Annotated in this window: 11 protein-coding genes; 8 read left to right on the forward strand and 3 right to left on the reverse strand. The window is 59.0% G+C overall.

The window, feature by feature from the left end; translation table 11 throughout:
- Positions 1-6: 6 nt before the first annotated feature.
- From wecB to PFEN_RS10265, 4 genes are read left to right on the forward strand one after another with little or no spacing between them, the layout of a single operon-like run.
- A complete protein-coding gene (wecB, locus tag PFEN_RS10250) occupies positions 7-1,158 on the forward strand; it encodes a non-hydrolyzing UDP-N-acetylglucosamine 2-epimerase (RefSeq protein WP_191486722.1) in 1,152 nt (383 codons plus the stop codon).
- Positions 1,155-3,329: a cyclic di-3',5'-guanylate-activated glycosyltransferase NrfB gene (gene nrfB, locus PFEN_RS10255; RefSeq protein WP_191486723.1), complete on the forward strand. Its 2,175-nt coding sequence runs from the start codon at positions 1,155-1,157 to the stop codon at positions 3,327-3,329. The genes wecB and nrfB overlap by 4 nt, the downstream gene beginning before the upstream one ends.
- Complete coding sequence (locus PFEN_RS10260; RefSeq protein WP_191486724.1) at positions 3,326-6,490, forward strand: NfrA family protein; 3,165 nt, start codon at positions 3,326-3,328, stop codon at positions 6,488-6,490. The genes nrfB and PFEN_RS10260 overlap by 4 nt, the downstream gene beginning before the upstream one ends.
- Complete coding sequence (locus PFEN_RS10265) at positions 6,490-7,371, forward strand: DUF4434 family protein (protein WP_191486725.1); 882 nt, start codon at positions 6,490-6,492, stop codon at positions 7,369-7,371. The genes PFEN_RS10260 and PFEN_RS10265 overlap by 1 nt, the downstream gene beginning before the upstream one ends.
- Before the next feature lie 94 nt (positions 7,372-7,465).
- Here PFEN_RS10265 and PFEN_RS10270 read toward each other — a convergent pair whose 3' ends face one another.
- Positions 7,466-7,951, reverse strand: coding sequence for an Lrp/AsnC family transcriptional regulator (locus tag PFEN_RS10270; protein WP_191486726.1), 486 nt, complete (start codon positions 7,949-7,951; stop codon positions 7,466-7,468).
- A gap of 478 nt (positions 7,952-8,429) precedes the next feature.
- On the opposite strand from PFEN_RS10270, the gene PFEN_RS31005 reads away from it, so the two are divergent.
- The 4 genes from PFEN_RS31005 (at position 8,430) to PFEN_RS10285 (ending at position 11,137) form a co-directional block, all read left to right on the forward strand.
- A complete protein-coding gene (locus PFEN_RS31005; protein WP_263596599.1) occupies positions 8,430-8,558 on the forward strand; it encodes a hypothetical protein in 129 nt (42 codons plus the stop codon).
- An 18-nt stretch (positions 8,559-8,576) separates the two neighbouring features.
- A complete protein-coding gene (locus tag PFEN_RS10275) occupies positions 8,577-9,260 on the forward strand; it encodes a DUF2000 family protein (protein ID WP_191486727.1) in 684 nt (227 codons plus the stop codon).
- Positions 9,261-9,335: 75 nt separating this feature from the next.
- Complete coding sequence (locus PFEN_RS10280) at positions 9,336-9,956, forward strand: LysE family translocator (protein ID WP_191486728.1); 621 nt, start codon at positions 9,336-9,338, stop codon at positions 9,954-9,956.
- Positions 9,957-10,123: 167 nt separating this feature from the next.
- Entirely contained in the window at positions 10,124-11,137 is a 1,014-nt protein-coding gene (locus tag PFEN_RS10285; RefSeq protein ID WP_224770936.1) for a GlxA family transcriptional regulator, read from the forward strand.
- A 9-nt stretch (positions 11,138-11,146) separates the two neighbouring features.
- Here the strand turns inward: PFEN_RS10285 and PFEN_RS10290 are convergent, their stop codons facing one another.
- Both PFEN_RS10290 and PFEN_RS10295 read right to left on the reverse strand, forming a co-directional pair.
- Entirely contained in the window at positions 11,147-11,422 is a 276-nt protein-coding gene (locus PFEN_RS10290) for a metal/formaldehyde-sensitive transcriptional repressor (protein WP_191486729.1), read from the reverse strand.
- An 87-nt stretch (positions 11,423-11,509) separates the two neighbouring features.
- Positions 11,510-13,381, reverse strand: a complete 1,872-nt coding sequence (locus PFEN_RS10295; RefSeq protein WP_191486730.1) for an ATP-binding protein — start codon at positions 13,379-13,381, stop codon at positions 11,510-11,512.
- Positions 13,382-13,464 lie beyond the last annotated feature (83 nt).

The following is a 13,464-nucleotide window of genomic DNA, read 5'->3' on the forward strand; positions in this document are numbered from 1 at the left end:
GGAATGATGAGCTTCAAGATCATGATGGTGTTCGGTACCCGCCCAGAAGCCATCAAGATGGCTCCGCTGGCCCGGGTTCTGCGTCAGTGGCCAGGGGTCGAGTTGAGCATCTGCTCCACCGGCCAGCACCGGGAAATGCTCAAGCAAGTGCTCGACGACTTCGAGTTGACGGTCGACGAAGACTTGCAAGTGATGACCCCGGGCCAGTCCCTCAACGGCCTGTCCCAGCAACTGCTGATCAGCCTGGATAAAAGCTATGAACGCCTGCAACCGGACATCGTGCTGGTGCACGGCGATACCACCACCAGCTTTATCGCTGCCCTTGCCGCCTTCAACCGCCAGTTAGCGATCGGCCATGTCGAGGCCGGTCTGCGCACCGGCAACCTGCGCGCGCCCTGGCCGGAAGAAGCCAACCGGCGCCTGACCGGGGTGATCGCCGACTTGCACTTTCCACCTACGGACGACGCCCGGGACAATCTGCTTCGTGAAGGTGTGCCACGGGAGAACATCGAGGTTACCGGTAACACGGTGATTGATGCGCTGTTGTGGATGCGCGCGCGCCAACACGAAACCCAATGGCATCCCGCCGCTGACTCGCCGTTGGCGGTGCTCGACGACAACCGACGCATGGTACTGATCACCGGCCATCGTCGGGAAAACTTCGGCGACGGCTTCCGCGACATCTGCCTGGCCCTGGCTGAGTTGGCCCAGCGTTACCCGGACGTGCAGTTCGTGTATCCCGTGCATCTGAATCCGCGCGTGCAAAGTGCGGTGTATGGCGTGCTTTCGGACCAGCCGAATATCTATCTGATCGCCCCTCAGGATTACCAGCATTTCGTCTGGTTGATGGTTCGCGCCTATTTCATCCTGACCGACTCCGGTGGCGTACAAGAAGAGGCTCCGGCGATCGGCAAGCCTCTACTGGTATTGCGCCAGGTAACCGAGCGTCCGGCAGCGCTGAAAGGTGGCACGGTGTTGCTGGTGGGCACCGATACCCAGCGCATTGTCCAAGAGTCTATCCAGTTACTGGATGATCCATCGACCTATGCGCGCATGAGCCGCGTCCACAGCCCCTATGGCGATGGGCACGCCAGCGAACGTATCGCCAGGCGCTTGTGCTCCTGGCTGAGTGCGCGCTCCGCGAGTAGCGCAGTATGAGCCTGGGGATTGTCGATTTTTTTGCATACATACTGTTCGGCTTGAAATACCTTGCGTTCAGCCTGGCCTTGTTGATGTTCGTGCTGGGGCTGGATGACCTGTTCATCGACCTGATGTACTGGAGTCGTAAGCTGATCCGGCGCTGGCGGATCTACGAAAAATTCAAGCGTGCCGATGAACAGCGACTCTATGAGATCGCCGAGAAGCCGTTGGCGATCATGGTTCCGGCCTGGCACGAAGTCGGCGTGGTCGGTGAAATGGCTCGGTTGGCGGCCTCGACCCTGGACTATGAGAACTACCAGATTTTCGTCGGCACCTACCCGAACGACGCCGAGACCCAGGCCGACGTCGATGCCGTGTGCCGGCACTATCCCAACGTGCACAAAGTGGTGTGCGCGCGGCCCGGGCCAACCAGCAAGGCTGACTGCCTGAATAACATCATCGACACGATTCTGCGCTTTGAAAACGACGCGAAAATCGAATTCGCCGGGTTCATTCTGCACGATGCCGAAGACGTGATTTCGCCCATGGAATTGCGCCTGTTCAATTACCTGCTGCCGAGCAAGGACCTGATCCAGATTCCGGTCTACCCCTACGCACCGGAATGGAGCGGTTTCACCGCCGGGCACTATGTCGATGAGTTCGCCGAAAACCACGGTAAGGACGTGATCGTGCGCGAAGCGCTGACCGGCCAGGTGCCGAGCGCCGGTGTCGGCACCTGTTTCAGTCGCAAGGCGATCACCGCCCTGCTGGAGGACGGCGATGGCATCGCTTTCGATGTACAGAGTCTGACCGAAGACTACGACATCGGTTTTCGCCTCAAGCAAAAGGGCATGAAGTGCATTTTCGCCCGTTACTCGGTCAGCGACCCGAAACTGGCGTTGGAACGGAAGTGGGTGATAGGGATGAACCGTGCGTTCTCCCAGGTCATTTGTGTCCGCGAACATTTTCCGCGTGATCTGCAACACGCGATCAGGCAGAAGTCGCGCTGGATTGTCGGCATCGTCTTCCAGGGCACCAAGAACCTGGGGTGGAGCAGCAATGGCTCGCTGAACTATTTCCTCTGGCGCGACCGCCGAGGCATGATCGCCTACCTGCTGAGCTTTATGGTCAACCTGTTGCTGCTGGTGTTGCTGAGCATGTGGCTGGTGACGCTGCTCTTCCCCGAGGCCTGGCGTTTCCCGTCTATTCTGTCCGACAGCCCATTGCTGTCGCAACTGCTCTGGCTCAACGGCCTGATGCTGCTCAATCGGCTGCTTCAGCGGGCCTGGTTCGTCACCCGTTTCTACGGTCTGGGTCAAGGCCTGTTGTCGGCGCCACGGATGATGTGGAGCAACTTCGTGAATTTCTTCGCCAATCTGCGCGCCTTGCGTCAGGTCATGGCAATGGGCGATTCGCGCCGCGTGGCCTGGGACAAAACCACCCACGAATTCCCCGCCCTGGCCACGACCCAACGCACATCGCTGGGGCATCGGCTGGTCGAAAAAGGCCTGCTGAGTGAAGCGCAACTGGAAGCCGCGATCACCAACCCGGTGCGCCGTCGCCTCGGTCATGAGTTGCTGCTGCGCGAGCACATCAACAGCACTCAACTGGTCGAAACCCTGGCCGAGCAGTTGGACCTGGAGTGGGCGCCACTCAATCCGTTCAAGCTCGACAAGCAGCTGATCGAGTGTATACCGCGCAAAGTTGCCACCCACTACGGCGTGCTGCCGGTCGCCGAAGAAGGCAGAACCCTGGTGCTGGCCTCCGAAGGCCCGGTTAGCCAGGTTTCCCTGGGCGCCATCAGCCGTCGTTTGAAACGCCCGGTTCGCTGTCGTCTGGCCCCGCAGGGGCGGGTCACGCTGGGCATCCGCTATTGGTATCCAAGCCTGCTGCAAAACGAGGATGTGCATCACATGCTGGAGGTGCTTGAGCGTCATCAGGACGATGAAGCCCTGCTGGAACGTGTCAGCCACCACCAGGTATTGCTCGGCAATCTGCTGCAGGTGCGCGGTATGGTTCCGGCAACGCTGTTCAATCAGGCGTTGATCGACTTCGACTCCGAGCACATGTCGCTGGGCGATCACCTGATCGAGCGTGGCATGATCACCCCGGAGATCCTGCAACAGGCATTGCGCGAGCAATCGGCTGAACAGCAAGCGGCTTTCCGCATTGTTCGGGAGGTCGCATGAAACCAGGTATTCGTCATCAAGTGCTGCTCGGCGGCCTCTTGCTGGGTCTGGGCGCCGCCAGTTGGGTCGATGCCGCGCCACTGAGCGACTTCGATCAGTTCCGCAGCTACCCGTACATGGACCGCAGTTACCGCGAAGCCAAAAATGGTAACTGGAGTGAAGTCGAACGGCTGATGCGTCACCTGCTGACGCAGGTGCCCGACAACGAAGAAGCCCGGGCCATGCTGGTCGAATCCCTGGCCAAACAGCGTCGCTACAAGGAAGCGGTGCAGGCTCTGCCTGATACCCCGGGCAACCGTGACGCTCTGCTCGAACTGCGCCTGACCTGGATCGAACAGGATCCGCCGGCGGCCGAGGAGGTCGAAAGCTGGATCGCCAGCGGCCCGGCGAACCAGCGCGAGCGTCTCTGGCAGTCCTACAGTTTGAGCCTGGCCAAACGGGGTGGTGCGGCCCGTGCCCATGACTGGCTTGCCCATCTGCCCAGCCAGGGCAACGATAATCTCCTGCACCAGGCTCGCGCGAACTGGGCCGAGCAAATGCGCGACTGGGACGCGGTCATCCAGGAGTTGGCGCCACTGGCCGAGCGCAAGCAACTCGATGCCGAAGGTTGGCGGCGACTGGCCAGCGCCTATGTGCAACGCCTCGAAGACCAGCCTTTGCAGGACCTGTTGCGTCAGGCCCCGACCGCGGACGCGGCACACCAGGTGCGTCTGGCGATGGTTGACCGGGCAATTGCCATGGGCCATATCCAACAGGCGCAACGCTGGATGCAATCAGTGCCGGCTGGCGAGCTCGACGCCCCCGGCCAGCGCCAACGACTCTGGGAACTGGCCCGGCAAACCGGTGACTCTGCGACTGTGCAACGCTTGAGCGGCGAGTTGCAGCGCCCGTGTCTGGAAACCGCGGAATGGCTGTCCCGTCGTGACCCGCAAGCCGCGCTGGTCCAGTTGCGCGGTTGCTCGCCAAACGATGATCCGCAGACCTGGCTGGTGCTTGCGCAACGCCTGCAAGCCAGCGAGCTGCTGCAGAGCCAGCGCCTGCCCGAACCCTGGGACAGCAAGCGCCGAGAAGACTTGCTCGATGTCTGGCAGCAACAGGGCCAGAGCGACAAAATCATGGCCTGGCTCGTCAGCCAACCGCAAACCGCTGATGTGGTCAAGCGCCGTGCCGAACGGCTGCAGGCACTGGGCCGTAACGCTGAAGCGGCGACGCTGTGGGAGCGGCATTACCAACAGACTGGCAATCTGGAGTCACTCAATCAAGCCACCTACCTGGCGCTCAACAACGGCCAGCGCGATCACACGCAGCAGTTGCTCGAAGAGGCCTTCGACTGCCACGACGCGCACTTGCCGGCGGCGATGTTGCAACGTCTGGCCGGGCTCTATGACTCATCGTCGACAGCGACCCCTGCCCAGCAAAAGCGCATGGCCCTGTTGTTGAGCCGGGTCGACCCCGCGACGCGCGACCAATTGCTCGGGCAACTGGCAGAGAACGGCCAGTGCGACGCGGTCCGCCAAGCCATCGCTGCGCAACCTGCCGACGCCGGCGAATTCCGTGCCCTGGGGCGCTGTGCCATGCCGGGCCGGCCGGGTGAAGCAGTGGTTTATTATCAGGCTGCGGAAACACTCGGTGATCGCGCCAGTCGCTTGCCGCTGGCCTATGCCCTGGAAGCCTCCGGCGACTCCGCCGGGGCCTTGCGTATCTGGCGCGACACGCCGGACCGCGAACTGACTGAAAACGCCCGTCTCACCGCCAGCCGCAGCGCATTGACCGTTGGTGACACCGATGCCGCGGAGCGCTATTGGCAGCAAAGCCGCACCCGTGGCGGTAACGAATGGAGCCTGGGCGCGGCCATCGCCCAGGCCCGGGGCAACTATGCGCTGGCCCTTGAGCGTCAGCGTCAGGCGTTGCAGCTATCACCTGACGCCGAGCATTTTTATGCCGCCTCGGTGATCGCGCAAAAGGCCGGCGATCTGCCGCAAAGCACGGCGTGGCTGGCCGAGGCGGTACGTCGCGAACCGAACAACCCGCGCTACAGCGCCGACTACGGTATGCGTCTGGCCGGGGCCGAAACCGCGCCAGAGCGCGCTGACGCGATTCCCTACCTGCAAACCGCCACCCAGCATTTCCCCGAGGACTATGCGCTCGGCGAGACACTGGCCTGGCGCTACGATGAAGTCGAAGACAGTGCCTCGGCGCGCAAGGAACTACGCCGGGTCATCGATCTGGAGCAAAACCCGCTGGTCGGCGGCGACGGCGACAACCTCGAAGCCCTCCGTTATCGCCAGCGTCGCGCCCACGAAGCGCTGTCCAGGCGTGACAGCCGAACCCTGGCCAGCACCTGGTCGCCGGCCGGGGTATCGACCAACGACATCCTGCGCCCCGATAATAGCCAGGGCACTGTTCGTCACGCCGCTTCGCAAAACGTGCAGGTAGCCATGTGGGACCATGCCCTGGGTGATGAGCCAAGCCGCGCTGGCAGCACGTTGTCGGTGTATGGCCGGGCATTGCTGGGGGGCGCGGGTCGCTCCAGTTACGCGGAGTCCGTCGGCACGGGGCTGGGCTTGCGCTACAAACCCTGGGGCACGGCGAACATCAACTTCTACGCCGAGATCTACAAACAGAACACCTTCGACAGCCAGGACAAGCAAGGCCTGAGTCTGGGTGAGTTGCTCAACCCGGGGCAGCTCTGGGACCAGCTCAACGATCACCGTAAAGACGGCCACACCAACACCGACTATTTGTTGCGCACCACCGCTTCGTTCCTCGATCAAGGCCGCTTCCGCAACGATTGGCGGGTCGATGAAAGCGATTGGGAGGAGCGTTTCCTGTACCTCGACGCGGCGTGGTGGACCAAGTCCGGCGACCATCAATGGTTGTCGCGCTTCCAGCAGGGACACGCCTGGAAGCTGCCGTTCAACAGCGCGCAAACCATCATGCCGTATGGCTTTCTCGAGTTCGCCAGTCAGGATCCGAACAACGCCTGGCGTCAGGATTTGCGCGCCGGTCTCGGCCTGCGCTGGCAATGGTGGTTCGACGACGATATCTACAACGCCTACCGCGCGCACCTGACCGTACGCACCGAGTATCAGCAGGCATTGGGCGGCAATTTGTATGAAGGCGGCAATGGCGTGCTGCTGGGCGTGGAGTTGAACTTCTGATGAGCCGACTGCTGCTTCTGCTCTGCTGGCTGATGCTGGGCAGCCTGCAGGTCCGCGCCGATGAGCGGATTTTCTATCAGCCGTTGAATGTCGACGCCAGCCTGAGTCAGTCGCAATGGCGACAGGTTTGGCAAGCCAGTGCCAAGCAGGGGGCGACCACGCTCATCGTACAATGGACGGCATTCGGGGACTCGGTCTTTGGCCAAGCCAATGGCTGGCTCGCCAACAGTCTGCGTGAAGCCCAGGGGCAGGGGCTGAAGCTGGTGCTTGGACTGTCCATGGATCCGGCGTTTTACCAGCGTATCGACCCACTCGACAGCGCCGGGCTGGCGTCCTACTGGCAAGCGCAACTTGGGCAATCACTGGCCCAGCAGAAGAAACTGCGCAAGGACTGGAAGTTGCCGGTCAGTGGCTGGTACCTGCCACTGGAATTGGATGACACGCACTTCATGGCGCTCGAAAGGCGTGAGCAATTGCGGCGGCAACTCCAGGGCTTCGCCCGCCAACTCGACGCGCCGCTGCACATCAGCGCGTTCAGTACCGGAAAGCTGGCACCACAGGTCAATGCCCATTGGCTGGGTGAACTGGCCAGCAGCGGGATTCAGGTCTGGTGGCAGGACGGTGCCGGTAGCGGACGTTTGCCGTTGGTGGTGCGCGACAGTTACACCAGCGCGCTGCCTTGCTCGGTCGGTATCGTGCATGAAGCGTTCCGCCAGGTCAGCCCCGAAGGCCAAGCGTTTCGCGCCGAGCCGGCAGCCCCGGACGCCAGGTCCAGCGGTTGCCATCCGACGGCGGTATTCTCCTTGCGCTACCGTCCGTGGGGGCGGGTGATCCTGGACAATCAACGTAAAAACCAGGCAAGCGATTTACAACACCGTTAGTGCACAACCCCCGGGGGCCGAGCGCTACGTCAATTCTCGATATCGAGTTTTGGTGGTATCCGACACCGGTGTTTGTTGGCGCGGTACTGCGCATTCATGCTTCTTCGGCGCGCTTGACCGGGAACGACACGAAAGGCTTGATCTCCTTGAGCACGAACATGCTCTGCATCTCCTTGATGCCGGGTAACTGCCGGACCACCGACATGGCGAAGTCGGCAAACGCGTCGAGATCGCGGGCCACTACCTGTAGCAGGAAGTCGGCGTCGCCACCGATGCTGTAGCACGCCACCACATCCTCCAGTTGCATCACTTCCTGTTCGAACTTCCTGGCCTCGGCTGCGCTGTGATGGTCGATGCTGACCCGTATGAAGACCATGACCCCCAACCCGATCCGGCGTCGGTCCAGCACCGCTCTGTAACCCTGGATATAGTGATGTTCTTCCAACTGCCGGACCCTGCGCCAGCAGGGCGAGGCCGACATGCCGATCTGGTCGGCCAAGGTCTGGTTGGTGATCCTGCCGTCCTGTTGCAAGGCGGTAAGGATTTTGACATCAGTCGGGCTTAGAGTCTGATAGGTCATAAATTTCTCTTCCTTGTGCTTAACAGGTAGATCCTACCAGAACTCAGCCTGCCAGCAATTGAAATAGAAAATTTTTCCCGGGCTGGAAGGTATAATATTTTTTCAGCTTGTGGTGTTGAAGTTGTCAGGTTTTAGTTACTGCATACAAGTCGATGTTGGGCGCTTCGTTGAATAAATAAATCAAGATGGGCGCTACCTTTTTCGGGGGGAGCACGGTTTCAGGCGGATAAATGATTTTTTATCTGTTTTTTCAAGTTTTATCAGCTTTTTCAATAGCGCGACGACCAAGCGGTCGATGCGCAGCCCCAGACACGTCAGGTCTTTCCATGTCATATCAACGAAATATTGGGCTGGGCAGGTGCAGGAATGTAAGTCCGCTGTAACAGGCTGTGGACTATGTGGCGATGACGTTATTTGCAGCTCAAGAGACACTCTCTGCCGGCCTGACTCATCCCAACCCTCTGCGGGGTGTGATGAAGTGGCAGAAGTCGCCAGTTGGCAAGTCGCTTATATCGGCATTGGTAGTGACACTGAAAAGTTTGTCGGGCTGCTCGATGGCTGGATTGACTTCAGTGTGACAACGCTCAAAGAACTGAACAGTCATTAATAGTTGTGGGGGGATTCAATGAGTTTCAATGCAACCGTTCACAAATGCGTCATCGTAGTCGACAAGACACTGGGGCAGGGACATGCGGCCAATGCCGTCAGCATTATTGGCGTCACCCTGAGGGGGACGGTAGAAGGATTGTTCGGACCCGATGTGCAATGCCCTGACAATGCGAATGCCCCCGGAATCATCTGTGCGCCGTTGCCGGTTCTGCTGTCCACCCGATTGGCGAGCAAAGGGCCAATAACGACCGGAGAGTTGACGTTTGCGTCCTGGGGCGAGCACTGCCGCGATTTGCCGGTCGCGATTAGCGCGATGATGACCGAGTCGGTACCTGACAGTGACGTCATCTTTACCACTGCGGCCGCTCGCACGCCGATTCTGGCTCGTGCTGAGCTACCGGAGCGCTGCCCTATCAACGCAATCGGGGGCCAGGCGTCGCATGAAGACGGGGGCCAGGGCTGCGCGTTGTTCATGCACTGCAACCGATCGGTTCTGGCCGTGCCCGAGTGCGTGATCAAGGCCATTGTCAAAGGCCTGCTGCCGGGCGAAGGAGTGGACGCGGAGATCTGCGCTGTCTGCGTCGATGACGTGTTGGCTCACGAGGCGGGCGTGACGATCTTCAAGTCGGTCGGATTAGCGGAGCAGGATCTGGTCTTTTCCCGGGAAGTCGCCAGGCAGTGGGTTGCTGGATTCCGTTGACCGTGTTGATCACCTTGCTTGCCGAAAGCGTAAAGCGCCGAGCAAGACAATAATAAGTTACCTGAGGAACGCAATATGCTCGATTTGACACAAGCACTTACCTATTCGGCAGCGCTGGGTATCGCGGCGGCCATTCCCGGCCCCGGCATGGCCGCGCTGGTGGCGCGCAGCGTCAGCGGTGGCGCGTTGTCGGGTTTTTGCCTGCTGTTTGGCTTGATCCTCGGCGATCTGACCTACCTGTCATTTGCCGTCTTCGGCCTGGCAATGATCGCCGAGCACTTCAGTGCGTTGTTCCAACTGGTGCGCTGGGCGGCGGCGCTGTACCTGTGCTATCTGGCCTGGCAGTTCTGGTTCGCCAACCATCAGGCTATCGAAGTCGGCAAACCGGTGAGGAAGAAGGAACTGCTGTCGGCGGCGATATCCGGCCTGACCATTACCCTGGGCAACCCGAAGACCATTGCCTTCTATCTGGCGTTGTTGCCGCTGGTGATCAACCTTGAGACGGTCTCGTTGCAGACCTGGGGGCTGATGCTGGTACCGCTGACTGTTCTCGTGCTGCTCGCTGTTGGCGCGCTGTTCATTGTCGGCGCGGTGCGCATCCGGCACCTGCTGTCGAGCTTGCGAGCGCAACAGCGGCTGTTCCGCGGCGCGGCGGCGATCATGCTGGCGGCTGCCGCGGCGATGCTGATTCGTTGACGCGCCCAGTGCCCGTGGCTGCGGCGTGCATGGGTGTGTTCCGCTCGTTTTTGCGATGCAGTGGGTGCGACAAGTCGGTACTCTCTCTACTGTGTCGCGGCCAGGTGTTTCACCCTGCTCGATACGCCAGACGACCTGTTGGTTAATACAATCGAGTGGTTCAAACATTGATCGAGCGACGTCAATTCAGCGGCGGGATGAAGGGCAAGAACCTCCGCTACCTGAATGAAAACCCTGACCAGTCTGCGCAAATGAGCCGGGTAGGTTTTTTGTTGCTCGAGCATTTCTCGCTGCCGGCGTTCACCCAGGCACTGGATACGTTGGTCACGGCGAATCTTCTGCGCCCCGGGTTGTTCTCTTCCCGAACCTTCGGCCTGAATGAAGGGGAGGTCATCAGCGACCTGGGCCTGGTTATTCGGCCCGATGCCCGTATCGATTCCAGCGTCCTCCAGAACCTGGATCTGCTGGTCGTCTGCGGTGGCTACCGGACAGCGCTGCAGACGGATGATGAGTTCATCGGCCTGCTGAGGCTGGCGTCGGAGCAGGGCACCAGTCTGGCCGGACTGTGGAATGGTGCATGGTTCCTGGGCAACGCCGGCTTGCTGGACGGCTATCGTTGTGCGATTCACCCCGAACACCGTCCGGCACTGACGGAAATCTCCAAGGCCGCCCACGTCACCAGTGAGGCCTACGTCATCGACCGCGACCGGCTCACCGCTTCCAGCCCCTCCGGGGCATTCCACATGGCGTTGGACTGGATCAAGGGCCGGCATGACAAAGCCCTCGTCGAGGGGATCGAGGACATCCTGGCATTCGAGGAGTCACGCTACCGGCGCATAAAACCGACGGAAAATGTCTGTGTGAGCGCGCCGTTGCGCGAGGTGGTCAAGCTGATGGACGCCAACCTCGAAGAGCCTCTGGAGCTGGAGCAACTGGCGGTCTACGCCGGCCGTTCCCGTCGACAGCTCGAACGTCTGTTCAAGGAACAATTGGGGACCACGCCGCAACGCTATTACATGGAACTGCGTATCACCGAGGCGCGTCGACTGCTTCAACACACCGAGCTGTCCCAGGTCGATGTGCTGGTGGCCTGCGGTTTTGTTTCACCCAGTCATTTCAGCAAATGCTATAGCGCGTATTTTGGGTACCGACCGTCCAAGGAAAAGCGACTCGTCAAGTAAACAGACAAGTCACTTCAGATACGAACGCAGCGCCGACACCACCTCGTCCACATCCTCTCGACGTTGGGTCGGCGTGACATCGTCCGCGCCCAGGTGCTCGCGGATATGACCTTCCAGTACCTCGGCCATCAAGCCGTTGATCGCCCCGCGGATCGCCGCGATCTGTTGCAGCACGGCGCTGCACTCGACCTCCATGTTCAAGGCATTTTCCAGCGCTTCGGTCTGGCCCTTGATGCGTCTGACACGGGTCAGTAGGCGTTTTTTATCCTTGATGGTATGTGGCATGGCGTTGTCTCGTTGTGCGTTATCTATACTGGGGAGCAGCATACGCCAATGGCTGGCGTATCTTACGGATGGTCAAATCTGTATTCATCACTCAGCCATGGAAACACTGAGCTGAATATGCTGCCGGTAGGCTGCTGAGCGTTGAAGGACCTCGGTAAATGCGAGGAAAGTGGCCGGCTTGGTCAGAATGTCATTGGCACCGGCGCGCTTGAAATGCTCGATCTCGCTCGAAAAAGCGCTTGCGGTAAAAGCCACGATGTAGCGCGTATTACCCAGCGGCAACTGGCGGATTCTGCTGATGGTTTCCAAACCATCCATTCCAGGCATATTGATGTCCATCAAGATGACATCCGGTGTTGAGGTCTTGCAGTAATGGAGTGCCTCAAGACCACTAGAGACCAGATCAGGCGAGTAGCCCAGTGTCTGTAGCATTGCCAGCGCCACTTTTTGATTCAGTGGGTGGTTCTCCACCAGCAGAATATCGAGTGGGTATTGCCGGGCAAAGGATGAGTCGAAAAGCACTTCCGGATGATTCGAAACGGTGGGTATCTGCGAGGCAGAAAATGACTCGATGGGCAGTGAGAAAGAAAATATCGAGCCTCTACCTGGTACGCTGCTAAAAGATAAAATCCCATTCTGGGCTTCGATCAAATGCTTGCAGATCGACAGACCAAGCCCTGTCCCTGCAAAGCGCTGATTGATCGGCCCCTCAAACTGGGTGAAGGGCTCGAACAGATGCTCCTGCTGTTCTGCGGAAATACCGATACCGGTATCGCGTATCGAGAAGTCGAGGTGAGGTAACGGCGTATTCCCCTTGAGGCCCACTGTTAGTGATACCTTGCCTGTTTCGGTGAACTTGATCGCATTACCCAGAAGGTTGATTAATATCTGGCGAAGACGTTCGTCATCGGTTTTTACCCATAACGGAACTTCCTTTGAGAGCTGCACTTCCAGTACAACAGGTTTGTCCTGGATATTTTGTCGAACCAGTTCGGCGGTAGCGCTTAACAAGGCGTGTAATTCGAATATACGAGGCTTGAAGTCTAGTTTTCCTGACTCGATCTTTGCGAGGTCCAGAGTATCGTTGATCAGGGATAGCATGGCTTTGCCGCTGGTATGAATTGTTTTCAGCAGATCGCTCTGCTTCGGGGTCAATGAAGTCCCGGCCAGCAGATCGGCTGCGCCGATGACTCCGTACATGGGGGTGCGAATTTCATGGCTCATGGAGGCCAGGAAGCGGGTCTTGGAGCGGTCGGCATGCTCTGCCACATTTTTTTCGTGGTGGAGTGCTTCGTTTATTTGAAGTTGTTGCAGATGCGTGCGCACGCGTAACAAGTCGACTGCGAACAGGATGCTGAAGGCGAGGAAGATCAAAATAGCCAGGACGATATGGTACAGGGATTCTTGATCGAGTTGCTGGTTGTAGTCTGCCAGAGTCATTTCTGCACCGGCAATGTAAACAGTACCATCCTGAGATCTCAATGGAACGAATACAGCACGAAAGTCACCCCAACGGTCAGCGTAATCGATCCAGGTTGGTTCGCTGCGTTCGAAACTATCAAGCAAGGCCTGGCTGGCATCGGGATAGGGATCGAAAAAACGGACGAAACTCTTGTCCTGCATTTCCTTTTCCGAGGCGCTGGAACTGACCAGATACGCGATCCCTGCCTGCTTTACCACGGTATAGATAAAGGCCGTGCCGATTGACTTGTTGAATGCGGACAGTCGTTGGATGGCATTCAAATCTTCCTCTTCCGATTTGGAGTGCTGGTCGATCAAATGGTCATGATAACGATCGCCGAGAATGGCTGAAGCGCCCAAGGCAGCATGCAGAAGTTTTTCGTTGATGCTTTGTGTCAGGATATCCTGAGCCTGGGAGTGGAGATGATAAATATAACTGCTGACACCGATGATATAGAGAAACAACAAAATCCATATGTTTCGTCTGGCTTTGAACATGTATTACGGCCTCCGTTGCCGTCAATAATCGAGTCTCCGAAAATGCGCTCCATGCACTTAAGACGACACCCTCATATTGAACC

It is taken from the genome of Pseudomonas sp. FEN, assembly GCF_904067045.1.
GTDB lineage: Bacteria > Pseudomonadota > Gammaproteobacteria > Pseudomonadales > Pseudomonadaceae > Aquipseudomonas.

Bases quoted from the DNA above. Each gene is read 5' to 3' on its own strand.
- wecB (WP_191486722.1), top strand. From the start codon at position 7: ATGAGCTTCAAGATCATGATGGTGTTCGGTACCCGCCCAGAAGCCATC.
- nrfB (WP_191486723.1), top strand. From the start codon at position 1,155: ATGAGCCTGGGGATTGTCGATTTTTTTGCATACATACTGTTCGGCTTG.
- PFEN_RS10260 (WP_191486724.1), top strand. From the start codon at position 3,326: ATGAAACCAGGTATTCGTCATCAAGTGCTGCTCGGCGGCCTCTTGCTG.
- PFEN_RS10265 (WP_191486725.1), top strand. From the start codon at position 6,490: ATGAGCCGACTGCTGCTTCTGCTCTGCTGGCTGATGCTGGGCAGCCTG.
- PFEN_RS10270 (WP_191486726.1), bottom strand. From the start codon at position 7,951: ATGACCTATCAGACTCTAAGCCCGACTGATGTCAAAATCCTTACCGCC.
- PFEN_RS10275 (WP_191486727.1), top strand. From the start codon at position 8,577: ATGAGTTTCAATGCAACCGTTCACAAATGCGTCATCGTAGTCGACAAG.
- PFEN_RS10280 (WP_191486728.1), top strand. From the start codon at position 9,336: ATGCTCGATTTGACACAAGCACTTACCTATTCGGCAGCGCTGGGTATC.
- PFEN_RS10290 (WP_191486729.1), bottom strand. From the start codon at position 11,422: ATGCCACATACCATCAAGGATAAAAAACGCCTACTGACCCGTGTCAGA.
- PFEN_RS10295 (WP_191486730.1), bottom strand. From the start codon at position 13,381: ATGTTCAAAGCCAGACGAAACATATGGATTTTGTTGTTTCTCTATATC.